20 protein-coding genes are annotated in these 20118 nt (G+C 55.3%); all 20 read right to left on the reverse strand.

Annotated features, from left to right (window positions below):
* Window positions 1-32 precede the first annotated feature (32 nt).
* The gene (locus tag TY09_RS02180; protein ID WP_042430703.1) at window positions 33-1031 is read right to left on the reverse strand and encodes an ABC transporter ATP-binding protein; all 999 of its coding nucleotides are present in this window, start codon (window positions 1029-1031) and stop codon (window positions 33-35) included.
* 11 nt (window positions 1032-1042) lie between these two features.
* On the reverse strand, window positions 1043-2059 hold the full coding sequence (locus tag TY09_RS02185) for an ABC transporter ATP-binding protein (protein ID WP_042430707.1): 1017 nt from the start codon (window positions 2057-2059) through the stop codon (window positions 1043-1045).
* An 86-nt stretch (window positions 2060-2145) separates the two neighbouring features.
* The gene (locus tag TY09_RS02190; RefSeq protein WP_009065589.1) at window positions 2146-3063 is read right to left on the reverse strand and encodes an ABC transporter permease; all 918 of its coding nucleotides are present in this window, start codon (window positions 3061-3063) and stop codon (window positions 2146-2148) included.
* A 16-nt stretch (window positions 3064-3079) separates the two neighbouring features.
* A complete protein-coding gene (locus tag TY09_RS02195; RefSeq protein WP_035317181.1) occupies window positions 3080-4024 on the reverse strand; it encodes an ABC transporter permease in 945 nt (314 codons plus the stop codon).
* Window positions 4025-4190: 166 nt separating this feature from the next.
* Window positions 4191-5795 (reverse strand): ABC transporter substrate-binding protein, encoded by a 1605-nt coding sequence (locus TY09_RS02200; RefSeq protein WP_042430710.1) that lies wholly within the window; start codon window positions 5793-5795, stop codon window positions 4191-4193.
* A 582-nt stretch (window positions 5796-6377) separates the two neighbouring features.
* Window positions 6378-6767 (reverse strand): hypothetical protein, encoded by a 390-nt coding sequence (locus TY09_RS02205; protein ID WP_147584577.1) that lies wholly within the window; start codon window positions 6765-6767, stop codon window positions 6378-6380.
* A complete protein-coding gene (locus TY09_RS02210) occupies window positions 6751-7683 on the reverse strand; it encodes a phosphodiester glycosidase family protein (protein WP_042430717.1) in 933 nt (310 codons plus the stop codon). Before TY09_RS02210 ends, TY09_RS02205 begins: the two co-directional genes overlap by 17 nt.
* A 10-nt stretch (window positions 7684-7693) precedes the next feature.
* Window positions 7694-8767, reverse strand: a complete 1074-nt coding sequence (locus TY09_RS02215; protein ID WP_042430722.1) for a bifunctional glycosyltransferase family 2/GtrA family protein — start codon at window positions 8765-8767, stop codon at window positions 7694-7696.
* 505 nt (window positions 8768-9272) lie between these two features.
* A complete protein-coding gene (locus TY09_RS02220; protein WP_042430725.1) occupies window positions 9273-9902 on the reverse strand; it encodes a hypothetical protein in 630 nt (209 codons plus the stop codon).
* Window positions 9899-10483, reverse strand: coding sequence for a hypothetical protein (locus TY09_RS02225; protein ID WP_009065653.1), 585 nt, complete (start codon window positions 10481-10483; stop codon window positions 9899-9901). The genes TY09_RS02220 and TY09_RS02225 overlap by 4 nt, the downstream gene beginning before the upstream one ends.
* A gap of 6 nt (window positions 10484-10489) precedes the next feature.
* Window positions 10490-11446, reverse strand: coding sequence for a type IV pilus biogenesis protein PilM (gene pilM / locus TY09_RS02230; protein ID WP_042430727.1), 957 nt, complete (start codon window positions 11444-11446; stop codon window positions 10490-10492).
* Between the two features lie 116 nt (window positions 11447-11562).
* Window positions 11563-12375: a prepilin peptidase gene (locus TY09_RS02235; protein ID WP_042430734.1), complete on the reverse strand. Its 813-nt coding sequence runs from the start codon at window positions 12373-12375 to the stop codon at window positions 11563-11565.
* Between the two features lie 104 nt (window positions 12376-12479).
* Window positions 12480-12911 carry a prepilin-type N-terminal cleavage/methylation domain-containing protein gene (locus tag TY09_RS18910; protein ID WP_052335539.1) on the reverse strand — a complete coding sequence of 144 codons (432 nt, stop codon included), beginning with the start codon at window positions 12909-12911 and terminating at the stop codon, window positions 12480-12482.
* 133 nt (window positions 12912-13044) lie between these two features.
* Window positions 13045-14253: a type II secretion system F family protein gene (locus tag TY09_RS02245; protein ID WP_042430738.1), complete on the reverse strand. Its 1209-nt coding sequence runs from the start codon at window positions 14251-14253 to the stop codon at window positions 13045-13047.
* A gap of 111 nt (window positions 14254-14364) precedes the next feature.
* The gene (locus tag TY09_RS02250) at window positions 14365-15414 is read right to left on the reverse strand and encodes a type IV pilus twitching motility protein PilT (protein WP_042430741.1); all 1050 of its coding nucleotides are present in this window, start codon (window positions 15412-15414) and stop codon (window positions 14365-14367) included.
* Complete coding sequence (locus tag TY09_RS02255; protein ID WP_009065671.1) at window positions 15411-17120, reverse strand: GspE/PulE family protein; 1710 nt, start codon at window positions 17118-17120, stop codon at window positions 15411-15413. The genes TY09_RS02250 and TY09_RS02255 overlap by 4 nt, the downstream gene beginning before the upstream one ends.
* Window positions 17121-17148: 28 nt before the next feature.
* Entirely contained in the window at window positions 17149-17721 is a 573-nt protein-coding gene (locus TY09_RS02260) for a type II secretion system protein (protein WP_042430746.1), read from the reverse strand.
* Window positions 17718-18032 (reverse strand): hypothetical protein, encoded by a 315-nt coding sequence (locus tag TY09_RS02265; RefSeq protein ID WP_042430748.1) that lies wholly within the window; start codon window positions 18030-18032, stop codon window positions 17718-17720. The genes TY09_RS02260 and TY09_RS02265 overlap by 4 nt, the downstream gene beginning before the upstream one ends.
* Window positions 18033-18635, reverse strand: a complete 603-nt coding sequence (locus tag TY09_RS02270; RefSeq protein ID WP_042430749.1) for a hypothetical protein — start codon at window positions 18633-18635, stop codon at window positions 18033-18035.
* 25 nt (window positions 18636-18660) lie between these two features.
* Window positions 18661-20118, reverse strand: a 1458-nt coding sequence (locus tag TY09_RS18510) for a hypothetical protein (RefSeq protein ID WP_042430750.1), incomplete at its 5' end; no start/stop codon positions are given.

Below are 20118 nucleotides of genomic sequence, written 5' to 3' on the forward strand. Positions count from 1 at the left end.
CATTCGTTTTCGCCGGAGACTTTCCTCCACCTTCAGGTTTGACCGGACCAGCCCTCCTCATACATCAGGCAGGCTACCCGGTGACCGGGCACAACCTCCTTCAAATGCGGCGTACGCACCGAGCACTGCTCGGTAGCGTACGGGCAGCGCGTATGGAACACGCAGCCTGACGGCAGGTTAATGGGGGACGGAAGATCACCCTTTAATACGATTCTCTCTTTTTTCGTGTGGGGCGAGGGGTTCGGAACAGCGGAAAGCAGCGCCTTCGCATACGGATGCAGCGTATTGCGGAACAGCTCCTCCGTTTCGGCCTCCTCCATCATATGCCCCAGATACATGACCCCTACTCTGTCCGACACATATTTTACCACACTCATATCATGTGCAATGAACAAAAAGGAGATTTGCTCTTTTTCCCGCAGATCCTGCAGCAGATTGATGATCTGCGCCTGAATCGATACATCCAGCGCTGAAACGGGCTCGTCGCAGATGATGATCTTCGGGTTTAAAATCAGCGCTCTGGCCAGGCCGACCCTCTGCCGCTGGCCGCCGGAAAACTCGTGGGGATAGCGGTAGAAATGCTCGAGCCGCAGGCCCACCTTCTCCATAATCTCCACCGCGGTATCCATGCGGGATTCGCGTGTGCCGATGTTGTGGATCTTCAGCGCCTCCGTGAGGATATCGCCCACTCTCTGCTTGGGGTCCAGCGAGGTGTACGGGTCCTGAAACACCATCTGGATTTTGCGGCGCATTTCGATCAGCTGGTGGCGCTTCATCGCCGTCATATCCTGATCCAGCACCTCAATCGAGCCGCCGGTGGGTTCGGTCAGGTAAGCCAGTGTGCGGCCCAGCGTGCTTTTGCCGCAGCCGGTTTCCCCCACAAGGCCGTAAATCTCACCCTCATACAGAGAAATATCGACACCATCCACCGCTTTTACGTTCCTCTTTACTCTATTTAAAACAGAGCTGCGCACGGGAAAATATTTTTTAATCCCTGTTCCGCGCAAAACCACCTTTGCGGTATTTGTCATCTCGTTTCCTCCTAACCGGCCTCATATTCGAGGCGCTCCTGAACGAAGCCGCCGTTTCGCCCGTTTCTGTAATGGCAGCGCACGCCCTGTGTTTCCGAAACCTGGCTCAGCTCGGGCATTTCCTCGCGGCACAGATCGGTGGCATAGGGGCAGCGGGGGGCAAACCGGCACCCCACGGGAATCTGGTTCAACAGCGGAACCGTGCCGTTGATCTGGTACAGCCGGGTCGCCTTCGCGGTGTCGAGCTTCGGGATGGAATTCATCAGCCCCATCGTGTACGGGTGCATGGGATGATCAAAAATATCCTCCACCCGTCCCTCTTCCACGATCTGGCCAAGGTACATCACGATCAACCGGTCGCACGTTTCAGCCACAACCGCCAGATCATGCGTGATGAGCATCACCGCCATGCCGAGGCGCTTGTTCATATCCACGATCAAATCCATGATCTGTGCCTGAATCGTCACATCCAGCGCGGTGGTGGGCTCGTCGGCGATCAAAAGCTGCGGGTGGCAGGCCAGCGCGACCGCGATCATCACCCTCTGCCGCATGCCGCCCGAAAGCTCGAATGGATACTGGTGGAACCGCCGGCCCGGGTCGGGGATACCGACCAGATTCAGCATTTCGATCGCCTGCTCCTTTGCTTCGGCCTTGGTTCTTTTCTGGTGGATCAGAATCGCTTCCATGATCTGATCTCCCACTGTAAATACCGGATTCAGGGAGCTGAGCGCATCCTGAAATACCATCGAAATCTTGGCGCCGCGCACGCTTTCCATTTGTTTTTCAGAAAGCGCGAGCAAACTTTCGTCGTGGAACCGGACGTCGCCGGTGTAGCGCACGAACGACTTTTCGTCGTACAGCCGCAGAATCGACTGGGAGGTGACGCTTTTTCCGCATCCGGATTCCCCGACGATGCCGAGCATTTCGCCCTCGCGCACCTCAAAGCTGACGCCGTCCACCGCTTTGAGCATACCGCGCTCCGTTTTGAATTCGGTACATAAATTTTCTATCTGCAATACTCTTTCCATGCTGCCGGTCTCTCCTCTCACACGGCTTCTTGAGCCAAACAACGAATGGGAGTTTTGCTTTCTCCCCGCTTCGCCGCGGATTCGATTCAGTTGCTTTTCGGGTCCATCAGATCGCGCACGCCGTCGCCCAGAAGGTTCAGCCCCAGCACTGTCAGCGCGGTAAATACACCGGGGAACAGGATCATCCACCAGGCGGTGTAGATCACGTCTTTGCCCTCTTTTAAAATATTGCCCCAGCTCGGTGCGGGGGCCGGAACCCCGGCGCCGAGGAAGCTGAGGGCCGCCTCGGTGATGATGGCGCTCGCAAACACGAAGGTCATCTGAACGATCATCGGCGAGAGGATATTCGGCACGATGTGCGCCCACAAAATCCGTTTCTGAGAAGAACCGAGACACCGCATCGCCTCGATATACGTCTGCTCTTTCACCACCAGCGCCTGGCTGCGGGCCAGACGGGCCATGTTCGGAATATTGACGACGATCAGGCTGATGATCACGTTCTTAATGTCCGCACCCAGCACTGCCATCATCGTGATCGCCAAAAGCGTGCTGGGGATCGCCTTAAGGCCGTCGCAGACACGCATCAGGATATTGTCCGCAAGCTTGTTCGTGCTGGCATACAGCCCGATCACAAGCCCAAGGAAGCCCGAAACAAGGCCGACTGTAAAGCCGACGGTGAGAGAAATCCGGGCGCCGTACAGCACGCGGGCAAATACATCGCGTCCCATATTGTCGGTGCCGAACCAGTGCTCGGCGCTGATGCCCTTCAGGCGGTCTGCGGTATTCATCGCGAGCGGGTCATGCAAAGCAATCAGCGGAGCAAAAACCGCCAGGACGATCACAAGGGTGACAACTGCCAGCCCGAATACCGAAGCCCGGTTATGGGTGAACTTCTTCAGCCGGATTTCGAACTGCTCCTGCGCCAGCTTTTTCTTCTGCAGGCTCAGGTCATTCTGGGCAGCCGTATAAGTCATGGCGCCCTCCGAACCGTTTGTACCTAGCATCTCATTCACCCTCCTTTCAGGTTGCTCTGACTCTGGGGTCTGCCACACCGTACAGCAGATCTACCAGCATGTTAATCAGCACATTGAACAGCGCGATCAAAAGCACGATCGCCTGAATCACATAGTAGTCGCGGCGGCCGATGGAATTGACCATCAGCTGCCCAAGGCCCGGAATGGCGAACAGGCTTTCGATGACCGCCGCCCCAGCCAGCATCTGCACCGCGCTCTGGCCGATCATCGTGATGATCGTAACCAGGGAGTTGCGCAGCGCATGCTTCGTGGTGATGACAAAATTCCGCACGCCTTTTGCCTTGGCCATTCTGATGTAGTCGCTGCCCAGAACCTCCAGCATCGCGGAGCGGGTCATGCGCATCATCAATGCCGCGTTCATGAACCCCAGCGCGACCGCCGGCAGCGTCAGCGATTTGATGTGCGGCCAAAGCCCCCGGCTGATTTCCACATACCCCGAGACCGGGAAGAAATGCAGCTTCACGGCGAAGATGAGCATCAAAAACAGGCCGAACAAAAAGCTGGGCAGCGAGATGCCCGCCAAGGACAAAACCGTCACGCCGTGGTCTATGCCGGTTCCCTTGTTTTTCGCCGCCAGCATCCCCATCGGGATCGCGATCACACTGGCGATGATGAGCGCGTACAGCGCGAGGGAAATGGTCGGCTTCACGTGGCTGAACACCACACTGGCAACCGGCTCGCCACCCGCCGTGCTGATCCCGAAATCACCGTGGAACATATTCCCGATCCAGATGAAATACTGTTCCACCAACGGGCGGTTCAGGCCCATTTTTTCTTCCAGCTTTGCAATATCGTCCGCTGTGGCCAAATCGCCCAGCAGGGTAGCAGCCGGGCTGCCGGGCACCATTTTCAGCAGTGTGAAAATGACCACCGACACCACGAACAGAACCGGAATCACAGACAGCAGTCTCCTAACAATGAACTTCTGCATCAGCTTTCCCCCCACAACCAAGAGAATCTAAGAATAAAATCGCCTTACTTTAAAACAGTCTGTTGGTTTCTTCCCCCGCCTTGCGGCGGGGGAAGAAACGGTTGGGTTCCTCACAAAGCTCCTTTCAAAGCAAATCAGCTGTATTTCAGAATCCCATCTTTCAGACTTAAGACTCCACAATCCCGGCGTTCCAGAATTTCGGCCCGCCGCTGTACATATTGATGCCGGTCACATTTTTCTGCCATGCGAACATGCCCATGTAGTGGCCGGGGCAGATGATCGGCAGGTACTCCCAGGAATACCCCTGCAGCTCATCCCACTTGGTTTTTGCTTCCTCCAGCGTGGGAGCGGAGGTCATTTCCTTGAATAAGGTCTGCAGCTTTGCATCGTCGGACCAGCCGGGATACGCAGCGCCGTAATACAGCTTCAGCGACGGTACCGGAACCTCCGCAAAGGTTGTAATGTACATATCGAACTTGGTGGGATCCTTGCGGTATTCTGTCAGGGTGGCCCAGTCAACCACGGTAAGCTTTACAGGAATGCCGATCTTCTCGAGCTGCGATTTGATGGCGATACCCATGTTATCCATCTTGTTCAAAGTTGCGACCAGAATGGTGAAGGGTTCCCCTTTATAGCCATTGTCGGTAAGAATTTTCTTGGCCTTCTCAAGGTCTTTCTGGTTGTAATTTTCCTTTCCCGCCTCAGATGCCCAGAACGGCTGGCCGGCATCCATATAAGAAGAGCCAAGCTCGTAAGCCTTGCCGTAAGAGGCGGTCAGAAGCTCATCATAATCAAGAGCGGTATTGACCGCGGTGCGGAAATACTGATTCGAGGCAATGCCCTGCTTGTGGTTTGGAATCAGCGCGATAGTACCCATCTGCGAGCTGACCGTGGTCAGATTCGGATTGCTTTCCAGCCGGGCATAATCATCGTAGGAAACATTGAATACAACATCGTACTGACCGGCTTCCAGACCGGCGGACTCTGTGGCCTGATCCGCAACCAGGTCAAACTGGAGGATCTTGGTGGGGGCCGCCTTATAGCCGCTCCAGCCGTCCATCTCGGTTCCCTTCGTGCCATAGGCAACGTAGTCGTCAAAGCGCTCCAGCTTAATGTACTGATCCTGCTTCCACTCAGAGAATTTATAGGGGCCAGTACCGATGTAGTCCTTCAAAAATCCGTTGGTGTCTTCGTTTTTGCACGCGGCAGCCGTTGTAATAGAGGCCGGCTGTGCGGCGCCCGCGATCATGGCGGGCAGCAGGATCAGCGAGGCTTTGCCGTCGATCTTGACGGTGTAATCATCCACCTTGACGAACCGAGCATCGCCAACCATCGTCCCCGCGGAGCTGAAGCCCTCAATCCAGCGGTTCATAGAGGCGACGACATCGTCAGCTGTCATCTCACTGCCATCATGGAATTTTACGCCTTTTCTCAGCGTAAAGGTGAGCGTTTTACCATCGTTTGTCGCTTCATACTTTTCTGCGAGCTCCGGTACCGCTTCTGCCTTGGAATTCAGTGTGACCAGCTTTTCCCAGACGGTACCATCACAAATCTGCCTTGCAATCAGGGAGCTGTTCTTATGCAAATCCAAAGAAGGCGCCTGCTGTGTTACCGCAATGTGCAGCGTTTCCCTGTATGTTGCGTTTTCCGGGACGGAAGCGCTGCCAGACTCGGTGGAGCTTTGTGTTCCGGAAGACCCGGAACAGGCTGTCAGCGACATGACCGCTGCCAAAACCAAAGCAAGGAATCGTTTTAGCTTCTTCGATTTCATGTGATAGTACCCTCCTAACAAATGTTTCGATCTTCTTTATCACAAAAAGGGCACACGAATTATAAAAATTCGCGTGCCCCATTGCAAGCTGTTCAAAATAAAATGAATATGTTGTTTTGAATTATACGTCCGCCAAAAAAGATTTGTCAATAGACGCAAGCTCGCTTTTGCAAGTTCGCTTCTACGAAAAGTCATATTCCTCTTCCTATTTCCTTCCAAAACGCCTCTCAAAGGCGACGAATTTCGCGTTAAATATAGGCAATAGCTCTATATTTTATCCATATTACGAATAACTAAAGTCAGTTTTCACAAATTTCAAAAAGAATTTCCCGGATTTAAAACTTGCACAAACACACACTCTGAAACGTTACCAGCATCTATGCGATTTGAACAGAATGACAAATTACTACAAAATATTTCATTTTTACCAACGGCGATTTCTGTTTTCAATCTACCTGTTTTAACCGCAGAACACAGACATCTCCCGCAACCCTGTCAAAACAGAAAAGACCCCGAAAGCCTGCCGGGCTTCGGAGGTCTTTTTTGTTTACAAGCTTTTATTGTACCTTTGCCGGCGGGTGGTCATCGCACCCGCCGCGGAAGGAGATACAGCAGAACACCAGCTGCGGTAAACGCGGCCCCTGCCCACCAATACACGCCGACAAGCGGCGCAGTGGTTCCATAGATGTCAAACACGCCGGTCAGGCAGCTGCCCACGGTGAGAGCCGCCAGCCCCGAATGATAAGCGTAGCGCGATGCAGTCCCCGGCAATCTTGAAACCGGCAGCAGGTACAGCAGCAGAAACGGTACCGCGCCGCCGAGCAGCGGAAACAGGAACAAATACTCCATAAAGGGTGAGAATACGCCGTGACTGAACTGCTCGTAAACGAATCCGAATATGGCGCAGAACGCGGTGAGCACAGCATACATCCGCACCGTTCTGCCCATTTTCCGTTTATCCGATGTAGACAATGTCGCTCACCTTCCTTTCACTGATCCTGCTCCCGCCGGTGGTGGGTTGGTTGATCACCTTACCATTCAACACCATGGTGGCAGAGCCGCCGCCGTCGAGATTGTATGCCGTTTTCACACCAAGGCTCTTCATAAACTCCGCCATCTGATACAAAGACAGCCCCGCGCTTTCCTCGGTGCGGCCATCGGCTACGACCATCACATAGTGAAGGTCATCGATCTGGCCGATTGCCGTGCGCGGATTGCTGGCCATCGCCTTGCCCACCTCTTCGTCCTGCGTCACGGAAACCTCTCCGTCCTTCACGAGGGCCGGGCCGAACGACAGCACTTGCTGCGCCCCATTCTCCAGCAGCTGTGCCGCCGTAACAGAGCCTTCTGTCACAATCTCAAAGGAGCCGTCCTGATAGATCACCAGATCTTCCTGAGAGGCATCGGAAGAGGTGTCGCGGTACAGTACGCCGTTGCGGATCACATAGCCGCTGCGTGCGCTGTAGTAATCCCCGTTGATGGCCAGAACGGCGTCGGTTTCCTCCGCCATATCCGACGTGGTCTGCGTGATGTTCTTGCCGTAGGTATTGTTCGCCAGCGCCGTTTTCAACGCGCCCGCATCCGAAAGCGTGATGTCTGCGACATAGACAGTGGTATCATCCTGCCGGTATTGCTTCAGTTCGATGCTGGTCTTCCCGTCGCTGTACGAGGTATCGGTCGTCGTGGCCGATGCCGTATTCTCTGTATCTTCTCTTTCTGTGGTCTGCGCTGTACCGGCAGACGAGGAAGCGCTCAGCCCCTGCGTTGTGCCGGGTGTTACCGCATAGCTGCGCGGGATGACAAACGCGTCCAGCAAAACATAAGCGGTAAATACCGTCAGGCAAAGGCCGTAGCACAGCGGCCAAAAAAATTCCCCTTGTTTCTTCATGAACTTCTCCTCAATCGTGAGATTTTTCTGCCCTGTCGCAGGCATGCGCGCTCTGCCGCCGAAAGATCCAGAACCTTTGCCCTGCCCAGCTCAGGATGAAAAAGGTCAGCTCCGTTACCAGCTTTGCGGCAAACTGGTTTACCCCCAGCGAATTGACGAGGAAGCTGAGCAAAACGGTATTGCCGAGCAGGATACCCGCAGCCAGCAGAAAATACTGTGTGCCGGTTTTCAGCGTGCTGTCCGTATTGCCGAACACAAAACGCTTGTTGATGGCAAAGTTGGCGCTGGCACTCACAGTTCGCGCCGTTATGTTCGCTACCGGAACGCTGATGTCCGTCCCCAGCCCGGCCAGCCCTACGGCCAAAACACTGTACAAACCGTAATCGATGCAGAATGCCAGGAAAGAGGAGGCCGCGAATTGCAGAATGTTTTTATAGATACGGAACGAATCGCGCAGGGTGTGAAAATGGGAGCCTTTGTTGCCATTCATATAAATCGTCTGGATTGGCTCCTCCAGGATGCGGATGTTCCGACGGGCACACTGTAAAAGGACATTCATTTCGTATTCGTAGCGGCTGCCCGGCACACCGAACAAAAATGGAAGCATCCGCACGGTAAAGCTGCGAAGCCCGGTTTGTGTATCGCTCACCCGCAGACCGGTAGAGAGGGTAAATACCGCCCTTGTTACGGTGTTGCCGAACTGGCTGCGTACCGGCGTACCCGGCCCAAAGGCACGCACACCCAGTATCAAAGCACCAGGTGCAGCCGCGGCCCGCTTGGCGATTTTCTGCGCATCATCGACCGTGTGCTGGCCGTCCGAATCCATTGTCACGACAACACTGTCCGCGCCGAAATTCTCGCGGATATACCGGTACCCGGTCTTCAGGGCGTGTCCCTTCCCCCGGTTCGGTTGGTAGGAAAGCACCGCCGCATAGGGCCGGCATTGCTGGAAAATTTTCCGGTAATCGGGGCCGCTTCCGTCATCCACGACCACTATTGTAAAGCCGGAATCAAAAAGCTGTTTGGTCAGATCGATCAAAATCTCTGTCGGTTCATAAGCGGGAATCAAGGCGATCGTTGGCATATCAGATACCTCCAAAAAGGCTTCGGGTTTCTGTTGGCTGTCCGCAAAGCCTTCTCGTCAATCCGTCGGAAGCTCTGCGATGCTCTCATTTTCAGAGGAACAGAAGAATGTGCTTGGATGGCTGCCATCTCTCTGTTGTGCCCACAGTATAATCCCGGAAGCTGAAAGTACCCTGAAAAGAAAGGGGCGATTTCACTCCCAATTTTTTCATGCCGATTTGCCCTGTTATCCTGCGAAAACCGCATGACACCGGGAAAAAATGATTTTTCTCAAATAGCTTCTCTTTCCCCGTTCTCAAATTGTTTTCACTCTGTTCATGGTTGCCTTAATAGGAATCTGCTATAAAAGAAAAAACCGGCGCGTCCCCCTTGCCTTAATCAAAGGAGACACACCGTCCTGATTCATTTTTATGAAAATAAATATGAATTATAAAAAATGGCCCGGCAAATGCCGGACCGGTCTTTTCCATAGAGGAGCCGCAATGCTCCCCCGTTTATTTCTTTGTTCAATTTCCGGTCGAATTGCCCGTGCCGGAGTTTTCCACAGCCTTTTTGGCAGCGGCCTTCGCAGCTTCGTCCTTATATTTTTCATAGAATGTGGTTGTGAGCGATACCGTTACCTTGTTCGCGGCGATGCTTCCCTGCCCGCCGGAATCCGTATCCGTTGAAACGGTTATTTTGCTGAGAGAGCAGCGATACGGGCACCCGTACAGATTCGACAAAACCTGCTTGGCAGCCGCGTAGTTGCGGGCGGTGAAGGTCATCTGAATCGGACGGAGCACCATCTCATCCCCAAAACTGACATTTGAAAACGTGAGGTGATATTCCCCGGCCGCACTTAAAATCGCATCGAGCTGAACGATCACATTGTCGATGTTGTCGTAATTCGGAATCTCTGAAGAAAGGTATTCCCCGCTGTTTTTCAGGTTTTGCAGCTCTGTCTGCATCTTTTGAAGCTGCTGAAGCTTTGCAGCCTCCTGCACCTCGGCATCCTGCGCTTGGGTGATCCGTTCCTGCGCCACCGCCTGCCGTGTCTCGATCGGAGCCAGAAACAGCTTAAAATACCCGGCGAAAAGCGCCAGAAGCAGCAAAACACCCAGCAGAATCCGCTCCCTTTGAGAAAGAGGTCTTTTCATGAGGACGCCCCCTTCCCAGAGGACGCCGCGGCGGGTTCTTCCACAGCGAGCGTAACCGTCATGGCCGCCGTAACCGTTTTATTTTTTTCATCGGTCGCCGCGGTGTACACCTGTACATTCTCCACCATCCCGCTCGACATCAGCCGCTGGTAAATCGATGAGATGTTATTCAGCGTGACTCCCGACAGCTTCACAGTGATCACCGGAGAGGAAATCGTAAAAGAAGAAACCTGCGCATTGGCCAGCAGCTCATCCTCGATCAGCCGCAGGCATTTCATCGGGTCAGCCTGTCCGCTCAGCCTCGGCTGGGTCTGCGTTTCAATTTGATACTGCTCCAGTACCTGTTCATAGTTCGCGGTTTTGTCTTTAAGCCGGCTGACCTGCTCTTCCTGGCGTTCGGCCTGTGTCTCAGCGCGGGCCGCTGCCGCCAGCGGATCGATAATCCCCAATTTACAGAACAGCAGAACCGCTATGAGCGATGCTGCAGCAATCGGGAGCACAATTCCCAGCCCACGGAGCCTATAATCCCGCTGTGCCAGGTTGATGGTCGTTTTAATGGGGCTTTTCGTACCTTCACCCAATTGCAATCACCTCCCGTTCATTTCCAGCGCCGCACCCACCGCGGCGGGGCACAGCTCGGCCAGAGCGCCGTCGTCGTTCGGCACCAGCTCTGCGACAGAGTGAATGTTCAGCCGCAGAGTCTCCCGCAGAACCTTCATCAGTTCCGGCGAGGAGGCCAGTCCACCGCCGAAATAAATGTCCTGCAGGTCGGAATCGGGAGTGTTGAACCCGTAAAAGTTTACCGCGCGCAAAATCTCGACCGCGATCCGGGTGTAGCGGTCCTGAGCAGACAGCCTGTCCGCCTCTTCCTGCGGGCCCATCGCCACCTGGCGCACCGGTACATCGCTGTATTCGATCACACGGGTGGTTTCATATACACAGCCCCGGTACATGTGAACCCGGATGGAGCGGTACCCCAAATCTGCAATGCAGTATTCGCGCGGATGGTCGTCCTCGTGGGCTTTCTCATACGCGCTGATCAGATTGCGGTAGGTAAGGTACTCCGGCACAGCAACCGCAAGCCTGAGGCCCGCACGCCGCAGCATGGAGCGCCACTGCTGAATCACCCGTTTGGGAGTGGCCGCAATCAAAAGATCGAGCTTTTTTGCGTCGCCGGAGGATTCCTCCAGCGTGTCGACCACCGCGTAGTCGTAAAAATACTCGTCCTTATCCTGCTGTATGTAATCATGAAATTCATAGGGCAGATTTACTTTGAGCTGCTTTGCGGTCATAGACGGAACCGTAACACGGCGGACAAACGCGGCACTCGGCGGCAGTACCAGCGCGCAGTTTTTCACGCTGATCTTCTCTCTTCGCACCAGTTCGCGCAGCTCCTTTGCCAGAGCATCGGAACAGGCCACGCGCTGCCCTTCCCGCGGCAGTTCCCCCGTTAAGACGGAGCAGTGCAGCCGGTGCACGGCGGAACCCTTTACAACAGCCAGCTTTACCGCGCCGGTACCGATGTCCAGTCCCAAATAGGTCATGCTTTTCCTCCCCTGTCGATGGGCTATTCTATCCTGGTCTTCCCTGAAAACAGTAAATTACATTTGAAGACCAGCACCAGCCGGCCTGCCTTTGGGCAGCACGGCGGAGAATCAAATTAGAGAAACAAATTTATATAATATTCCACGGCGGTCTCTGCCGCGAGCATAGAAAGATATACACCGGCCGCAATCGCCGGGCCGAACGGGAATGCCTTTGGATTTTCAGGGTCTCCGGCAGTTTTCTTTGTCAGGGCGGCAAACAGGAGCCCGAGAACGCTGGAGACGAGCATCAGAAACAAAATACCCTGAATGGGAAAAAACAGGCCGGCCACAAAAAAGAACTTAATATCTCCCCCGCCCATGCTTTCCTGCCGCAGCGCACGGTCCATCAGGAGCGTGAGCAGCAGCAGCGGAACGGAAGCGGCCAACCCGCTCATAAGTCCGCTCCCCACATTTTGCAGGAACGCGCCGCCGTTTAAGAACGGGGTAAACACCGCCCAATCTATCAAAATCACCAGCAGCAGCCCGTTGGGGATCAGACCGGTGTCGTAATCCACCAGGGCCACCATCAGCAGAAAAACTGTCAAAATCAAATGTTGCAGGGTTTGCAGAGTAATGCCATACCGCAATACAATGCCCACAAATGCTGCCGCACACAGCAGCTCCGTTACCGGGCATCGGACGGAAATTTTCGCGCCGCACCAGCGGCATTTGCCTCGCTGTACCAGCCACGAAACGACCGGCACCAGCTCTTTTGCGGTAAGCACATGGCCGCACTCGTCACAATGGCTGCGGCCGCGCAAAAAATCCTCGCCCACGGCGATGCGCCATGCCGTGCATGCGGCAAAGCTGCCCATCACCGTGCCGAGAACAACGGTTAAAAACAGCAGGTAAGCCGTCAGCGCCGGGGTCAATTCATATAATAGCACAGACGGCTCCTCCTGTCTTGGTGAAAATTTCGGTAACTGTTGTCACACCTTAATCGAGTACGGTCAAGTTTTTGCGTGACTTAAATTCAAGTTAAATTAAATAATCAGGTATTACTAACCCATTTTGCAGACGTAACTTTGCTATCGACAATTTTAATTTCAATATGTTTCCCACTATTTTTTTGTGCAGGATAGTAAGCTTCTGAATCGCTATCAAGTGTTCCTTCTTTAATTTCCATAGTATGCTTATCAGGATCAGTACCTGCATTTTTATCTGTAATTGCTATATAGGTGATTGTGTCAGTAGCGGCTGGGGGAGTCTCTTTTGTCAAATAATCAACCATAGCCATCGAAGTTGCCGAACGCAGATTAGCCTCGTCCACCCGTTCTTTTGCCTTATCTAACTGCGCAGTAAACACCGGAATCGCAATCGCCACCAAAATTGCAATAATCGCGACGACGATCAGCATTTCCATCAGGGTAAAGCCTTTTTTTGATTTTCTCTTTTTCTGCAGGGTTTGCAATGTGTTTTTCATAGGAATTTTCCTCCTTCAATTTTTTCGCCCTTGCTGGGTCGGGGTATCTCATTTGAGCGATTGGTTTATTTATGTATCAGCCGGTATGGAAAAGCACCGGCGGTATACCGAAAGGATTGTCAGCCGTCTGTTTTCAGCCCATATTGGCATACAGGGCAAACATCGGCAGATAAACGGCAAGCAGAACCAGCAGGACGATCACTGCCAGAATGCAGATAATGATCGGCTCAAGCAGGCTGAGCGCCTTGCGCGACGCCAAATCCGTCTCGTTGTCGTAATACACACCGACCATATCGAGCGTATTCTCAAGCGAACCGGTTTCTTCGCCAATCCGCACCATCTCAGAGACCAAATCGGGAAATACGCCTGCGGAATCGAGACAAAAGCTCAGCGTTTTTCCTTCCTCCAGGTCGGAAAGTCTGCCGGTTATTTTAGCGCCGATCCACGCGTTGTCTAGAATGGATGCGGTGACGGAAACCGCCTGAAGCACCGGCAGGCCGGCGGAAAGCAAAGTAGAAAGCGTGCCTGCAAACTGGGCCGAGGCTTTGAGCAGGCCGATCCTCCCCAGCACCGGCAGCCTGAGCCGCTCGCGCGCGTGAAACAGCTTGCCCTTCTCTGTACGTCCATACATTTGATATGCAAAAATTCCGCCGCCAATGACTATCACAAGCAGCAACCAGAATTTTGTGAAAAATCCGCTGATGGCAATCAGCCCCCGGGTGATCCACGGCAGCTCCACCCCCATGGAGGAAAAGCTTGCGGTAAATGCAGGGACTGCTACCACCATAATGATGACAACCACGATCGCGGCCACAATCAGCGTGAACACCGGGTAAGTCATCGCGGCCTTTACCTTGCTTTTGCTCTGAAAGGATTTATCGTAATACGTCTGCAGCCGTTTGAACGCCACATCCAGCGTACCGGATTCCTCGCCGGAACGAACCATTTCAATAAAGGTGACGGGAAGATTCTTTCCGCGGTTTTTCAGGCTCTGCGCCAAGCTCAGGCCCGACGCCACATCCCCGGCGGCCTGCTGCAGAATCTGCCTCAGCGTTTTATCCTGGGTCTGGCCCGCAATCAGCTCTACCGCCCGCACAATGGGCATACCAGAACCGAGGATGACCGCAAACTGCGAACACATCATGGACAGCGCGCGTTCACTGATCTTGCCGGTCGTGAACTGCGAATGCGCCTGATTGTGCCCTCTGACCGGGGTAATCTTCGTAATGGCGGCGTCCATCTCCCGAAGCCTTGCGACTGCGGCGTATTCGTCCGGCGCCTCTATGATGCCGGAAAGCTTCTTGCCGTCCGGAGAAATGGCCTGGTATCGGAAGATCTGCAACGGGTATCACCTTGCTTTCAAATCGATTCGGATCGCGATTGCACTTTAAGAAGCTCCGTGTTTTCTTCCACTCCTTCGACAGGAGAAGAGAACTTTGTTTACACCAAATCCTTACAGGAGCAGGTTTCGCTCCACAAAATCCAGATCGTGCGCCGCCTGCTTTGCCGTATCGGCGCTGATCTTGCCTTCGCGGTACAGCTTCAATATAGCGTTGTCCATCGTGATTGCTCCCTCCCGGGCAGAGGTGGCGACGGCGTTTGCGATCTGTGGGGTTTTTCCCTCGCGGATCAGATTGCGGATGGCGTTGTTGACTATCATCAGCTCACAGGCGCATACGCGGCCGGTTTCGCTCTTGTTGGGCAGCAGCTGCTGCGCCAGAACGGCCCGCAGCGTCATGGAGAGCTGCATGCGGATTTGCTGCTGCCGCTCTTCGGGGAATACCCCCACGATGCGGTCGATAGAATCCGCGGCGCTGCCGGTATGCAGCGTGGTCAGCACCAGATGTCCCGTCTCCGCGGCGGTCAGCGCTGTTTCTATGGTAAACAGATCGCGCATTTCGCCGATCAATATGATATCCGGGTCCTCGCGCAGCGCGGCGCGCAGACCGGCGGCGTAGCTTTTGGTATCCCGGCCAACCTCCCGCTGATTGAAAATGGAGCGGTCGGGCGTGTAAATGTACTCGATGGGGTCTTCCAGCGTGATAATGTGCCTGGCCTGCCGGTGATTGATTTCGTTAATCATCGCGGCCAGCGTAGTGGATTTACCGCTGCCGGTCTCACCGGTCACCAGAATGATGCCGCGCCGCAAATCGGTCAGGCGCTCCACCATCGGGGGAATCCCCAGGCTGAGGAGCTCCGGAATCCGGTCGCTCAAAAGCCGCAGCGCCCCCGAAAGACAGTTCTGCTGGCGGAACAGGTTGATGCGGACGCGCACGCCCTCGATGGTGGCGGAAGCATCCAACTCCCCCACCTCCCACAGCTGTTCAAAGTCCGTGCCGGCCAGCTCGCGCGCAAGCTCCTCGCAGTCCTGTCTGGTCAGCACCTCGTTCCGCATGGACAAAAGCCGCCCAGCCACGCGGTATTTGGGCGGCAGGCCGCAGATCAGGTGAATGTCTGAAGCATTCGCATCGGCGGCCTGCCGGATCAACTCTTCAATCTTCATAGTTCCTCCACGGCCGCGACGATACGCCGGGCCTCCTCAATGGTCGTAACCCCCTGAAGCACCAAACGGCGCACGCCCTCCGCAAGGGGAACAAAATTTCGCTCCGTACCGACGATGGTCTCCAGCTCTTCGCGTCTGGCTCCCCGGTTAATCGCCATGCGCAGCGCGTGGCTGATAACGAGGATTTCAAACGCAGCGGTACGCCCCCGGTAGCCGGTGCCAAAGCACGACGGGCACCCGGCCCCGCGGTACAGCTTATGGCCGCCATAGGGGTCGAGCCCGATGCTCAGCAGATCGTCGGGCTGCGGGGTGTATTCCTGCCGGCAGTTAGGGCAGATGCGGCGCACCAGGCGCTGAGAAATGATGCCGTTGAGCGCACCGGAGATGATATACGGCTCCACGCCAATGTCAACCAGGCGATCGATAGTTGCAAGCGCATCGTTCGTATGTACGGTAGAAAGCACCAGATGCCCTGTAATGGCCGCGCGCATTGCAATCTGAGCCGTTTCGCCGTCGCGGATTTCACCGACCGCGACGATGTCGGGATCCTGGCGCAGAATGGAGCGCAGGCCGCCGGCAAAAGTCAGCCCGGTTTTTTCGTTGATCTGCACCTGATTGATCCCCTCAATGTTGTACTCCACGGGATCCTCAAGAGTGACCAGATTGACCTGATCGGTATTCAGCTCACGGATCATGGTGTACATGGTGGAGGATTTGCCGCTTCCGGTAGGGCCGACGATCAGCACCATGCCGGACGGACGGGAAATCAGGCTCATGTACTGATTCATTTCGTCCTGATTCAGGCCGATTTTATCCTTGCTGAGCAGCTGCGAATCCTTGTCGAGCAAACGGATGACCACCTTTTCCCCATAGATGGTGGGAAGTGTGGAAAGCCGCATGTCGATGTCGCGCCGCTGTACCCGAACCGCCGCACGGCCGTCCTGCGGAATACGGCGCTCCGTCACGTCCATCCCGCCCATGATTTTCAGGCGCGAGACGACTGAGCCCTGTAAATCCTTTGGAACACTCATCACGCTGCGCATGACGCCGTCCACCCGCATGCGCACGAGCAGCTCCCGTTCATGCGGTTCCACATGAATGTCACTCGCGGTATCCAGCACCGCGCGCTCAATGATGGAGTTGACCAGGCGGATCGTTGGGGCCGAGGCGGTATCCTCCTCCTCGCCCAGAACGCTCGCAGTGAAATTATCGGCAAAGCGAACCGGAGCGCCTTCTCCCATTTCGCGTTTCATATCCGCGATCGCGCGCGCCGCGCCCTCGCTGCCGTACAGCTTTGAAATGGCATGGTCGATTGCTTTGGCCGTCGCGATCATCGGAATGACGCGTTTGCGGGTGGAGGCCTTTACCTCCTCGATCGCCACAAAATTCATAGGGTCGCTCATCGCGATAGAAAGGGTGTCCTTTTCCAGCCGAACCGGCACAACGCTGTACTTCTGCGCGATCTTCTTCGGCAAAAGCTCCGCCAGCTGCGGCTGAACCGGGGTGCTGCTCAAATCGACAAACTCAACGCCTAGCTGCACCCGCAGCGCCTCAATCAGCTGCTGCTCCGTGATGACCCGCTCTTCAATCAGCTCCCGGCCCAACCTGTGTTTTGTTTTTTTCTGCTCGCGCAGCGCGTGTTCCAGTTGCTCCTGCGTAATCAGCCCTACCGAGAGCAGCAGGTCTCCCAAACGCGTATAGGTCATGAGGGTCCTCCTTTCCGCCGCGGCTCCATCAGCCATTCACGGCCCGAAATGAAAATTCATAGGAATCAGACAGCAGGTGATGCGCGGAATCGTACAGACGGTAGCTTCCCGCAAAGACGCCACCAGAATAGCGCAGGTCAAACCCGCTGATATCTGCGCCCGAGCCGGGCGTGTAATCCGCCGGCACCACCATCAGGCCCAAATAGCTCAGATTGCTCAGCAAAGAGATACTGGCATCCTTGTCCCCGTCCACATAAAGCAGATAAATATGCCCTGTATCCTGTGTACCGAATTCGCCGGTACCGACCCGCAGTGAACCATCGCTAATTCCATATTCGCTGCTTGTATAAGCGGTCACTTTTCCCCCACTGTCTGTTGTAATATCCTCCGCATAGCGCAGCACATCCGAAAGCGCACGGTTGATGGTGTCTGCCACCGACTGGCTTTCCGCCGCGAAGGTATCCTGCACGGTCACCCGTGCCGCCGCCTGACTGCCGATGAAAATGACGGAGGTCAGCAGCGTGATGATCAGAACAGCCATCAGCGTTTCCACCAGCGTCATTCCGGCACGGCTGCACAGCCTGCGCGCCGCCCGCTTCATCCGCCGCCCCCCGTACACTGTGCGTAGGAAATCAGTTTTTCACCCGACGAGGCGCCGGAGTACGAGTAATAGCGTACATCATAGCTGCGGCCATCGATGTCGATGCTGCCGGTGGAAAGGGCCGGAGAGGTCTGCTGCTCCGCCGCGGCCAGCACCTTCTGATACAGCGCGTCCATCTCTTTTGACTGCGCGCTCATGCGGGTGGAGGCCATTGTCATCTGCAAAAACAGCATGCCGGAGAGCACCACCAGAAGCAGAGCCGCCAATGTTTCTACCAACGTTTCGCCGGAGGAACTCCTTTTTCTGCGCATCTAGTCCGCCCCCTTTGTAATCACGCCGCTGCTCCACGAGGTTTTATAATAATCATAAGTCGTGTGGTCGGTTGTGTGTGCCGTGCGCGCCGTAAACGAGATCGTCATGGAATACTCCCCGGCAGTCAGCACAATTGTTGCATCGCCGCCCTGCTCCATCGCAAATTCCGCTTGAACGCCCGGCATTCCCTCGTCCGCCTTGATCTCAAAGCTGCCGCTGTATTCTGTCAGCCCTCTCGTGTCGTCATATGCGTCGGTCAGAAGATCGCCCTCATCGTCCGGTGAGAGAAAGGGTGTGATCTTTTTCCAGCCGCTTTCCATTATCGGCAGACCCGTTGCGGGATCGATCCCCGTCTGCCAGGATTGCCAGGTCTTCCCCTCGGTATAGGTGTAGTTCCCGATAGTATCTTTGATCAGCCGCGCCGCAGAGGCTGCCGCAAGATAGTTCTGCTGATCCTCGTAGCGATCCTTGGCCTTGACGGCGTTGGCTGTCGCAGCGGTCAGAATCAGCGAACCCATCGTCAGGCAAATGAGAAAAAACAGCAGGGCGATCAAGAATGAGGCGCCGCGCTCACTATGCAGTTTTCTTTGAATGGAACGCATAGCCGCCCTCCTGTCAAAATCCCCGTCAGCCAACCGGCCAGTCGCCGTAGTATTCCAGACCCTTGATGCGGGGGTACGGATACGCTTTGTTCTTCAGTGCATCCGAAATCGGGTGTGTCTGCGCGGGCGTGGTGGTCATTGTCCAGCTCAGATCACCGGAATCCCAATTCCAGCCGCCAGCCACCGTTTGCAGCTGCCTCAGCGTATCAAACGATATGCTGGTCACCTTTCCGTCCACATTCGCCGAAGTATCCACGTCTGTATTAAAGCCGCCGAACTGCCGCACCCAATAGCAGGTATTTGCGGCGTTTATGGAAGAAACGGGGGCAAAACCCCAGCGTGCGCCGCTGCCGGTCAGCTGTACCGCGGCATAGCAGTTTGTCACTCTGCCGTTGTTAGACAGGATATCCCCGACAAACCCAACCGACATGCCGTTTTCCGCCGCTGCGGTGCCTACCGTAAAGCTGTTGGAAATCTCTCCCCAGTTCGACAACCGCCGGGTAAACCCGGAAGCCATACTGCTGCCGGACGCCGAAACCGTGCCGGTGTGATAGGAGGATTCCACCTTGACCCCATCGATGATATCCACAAAGCCGGTGGCAATGCCGCCGTTCTGCGCGGTAACATTCCCCGCTGAAAAATTCTCAGCAAACTTCGTCCAGCCCGACAGCATCCGCACAAAGCCCGAAGCCGTTCCGCCACTTGACGCCAGAACAGGGCCAATGCAGTACGAGGAATCCAGCGTGCCGCCTGTAACCGTATCAGCAAAGCCGGAGGCATTCCCGCTGCCCTGTGCCGTAACCGCACCCCCGGCATGGCTGCCGGTGATCACGCTGTTGGACATCATCCGAACAAAGCCCGCAGCGGTACCGTTGACTTTTGCCGTAACAGAACCGACATGATAGGAGGAATCGACTGTGCCACCCGTAAGCTGATCGGCAAAACCGGAGGCGCTCCCACTGCCCTGCGCCGTAACCGTGCCCTCGGCATGGCTGCCGGAAACTGTACCGTTGGACATGACCCGGAGAAAACCTGAAACTGTGCCGTTCCCTTCCGCCGTAACGGAACCGAGAACATAAGAGGAGCCGATGGTTCCCCCCGTAAGCTGATCGGCAAAGCCGGAAGCATTTCCGCTTTCCCCCGCTGTGACCGCACCCTCAGCATGACTGTCTGAAACCGTACCATTGGACATGACCCGGACAAAGCCAGAAGCAGTACCACTCCCGGACGTTACAACCGGGCCGGTACGGTAGGAATGATCAACATTCCCGCCGCTGTGTGTATCGATCACGCCGCTGGCATTCCCGCCGTTCTGCGCCGTGATCGTACCGGCGGAATACGAGCCGCTGATGTTGCCGCCCGAATTCGTATAGACCAGACCGGCCGCTCCCCCGCTACCCTGCAGAGAGGTAACGGTGCCCAGCATGGCGCTGCCGCTGATGGCACCGCCCGAACTGCTGGTGCCGGCGATTCCCGCCGCAAT

It is taken from the genome of Faecalispora jeddahensis (assembly GCF_000577335.1).
GTDB classification, from domain to species: Bacteria; Bacillota; Clostridia; order Oscillospirales; family Acutalibacteraceae; genus Faecalispora; species Faecalispora jeddahensis.

Bases quoted from the DNA above. Each gene is read 5' to 3' on its own strand.
- TY09_RS02180 (WP_042430703.1), bottom strand. From the start codon at position 1,031: ATGACAAATACCGCAAAGGTGGTTTTGCGCGGAACAGGGATTAAAAAA.
- TY09_RS02185 (WP_042430707.1), bottom strand. From the start codon at position 2,059: ATGGAAAGAGTATTGCAGATAGAAAATTTATGTACCGAATTCAAAACG.
- TY09_RS02190 (WP_009065589.1), bottom strand. From the start codon at position 3,063: ATGCTAGGTACAAACGGTTCGGAGGGCGCCATGACTTATACGGCTGCC.
- TY09_RS02195 (WP_035317181.1), bottom strand. From the start codon at position 4,024: ATGCAGAAGTTCATTGTTAGGAGACTGCTGTCTGTGATTCCGGTTCTG.
- TY09_RS02200 (WP_042430710.1), bottom strand. From the start codon at position 5,795: ATGAAATCGAAGAAGCTAAAACGATTCCTTGCTTTGGTTTTGGCAGCG.
- TY09_RS02210 (WP_042430717.1), bottom strand. From the start codon at position 7,683: ATGAAGAAACAAGGGGAATTTTTTTGGCCGCTGTGCTACGGCCTTTGC.
- TY09_RS02215 (WP_042430722.1), bottom strand. From the start codon at position 8,767: ATGCCAACGATCGCCTTGATTCCCGCTTATGAACCGACAGAGATTTTG.
- TY09_RS02220 (WP_042430725.1), bottom strand. From the start codon at position 9,902: ATGAAAAGACCTCTTTCTCAAAGGGAGCGGATTCTGCTGGGTGTTTTG.
- pilM (WP_042430727.1), bottom strand. From the start codon at position 11,446: ATGACCTATTTGGGACTGGACATCGGTACCGGCGCGGTAAAGCTGGCT.
- TY09_RS18910 (WP_052335539.1), bottom strand. From the start codon at position 12,911: ATGAAAAACACATTGCAAACCCTGCAGAAAAAGAGAAAATCAAAAAAA.
- TY09_RS02250 (WP_042430741.1), bottom strand. From the start codon at position 15,414: ATGAAGATTGAAGAGTTGATCCGGCAGGCCGCCGATGCGAATGCTTCA.
- TY09_RS02255 (WP_009065671.1), bottom strand. From the start codon at position 17,120: ATGACCTATACGCGTTTGGGAGACCTGCTGCTCTCGGTAGGGCTGATT.
- TY09_RS02260 (WP_042430746.1), bottom strand. From the start codon at position 17,721: ATGAAGCGGGCGGCGCGCAGGCTGTGCAGCCGTGCCGGAATGACGCTG.
- TY09_RS02265 (WP_042430748.1), bottom strand. From the start codon at position 18,032: ATGCGCAGAAAAAGGAGTTCCTCCGGCGAAACGTTGGTAGAAACATTG.
- TY09_RS02270 (WP_042430749.1), bottom strand. From the start codon at position 18,635: ATGCGTTCCATTCAAAGAAAACTGCATAGTGAGCGCGGCGCCTCATTC.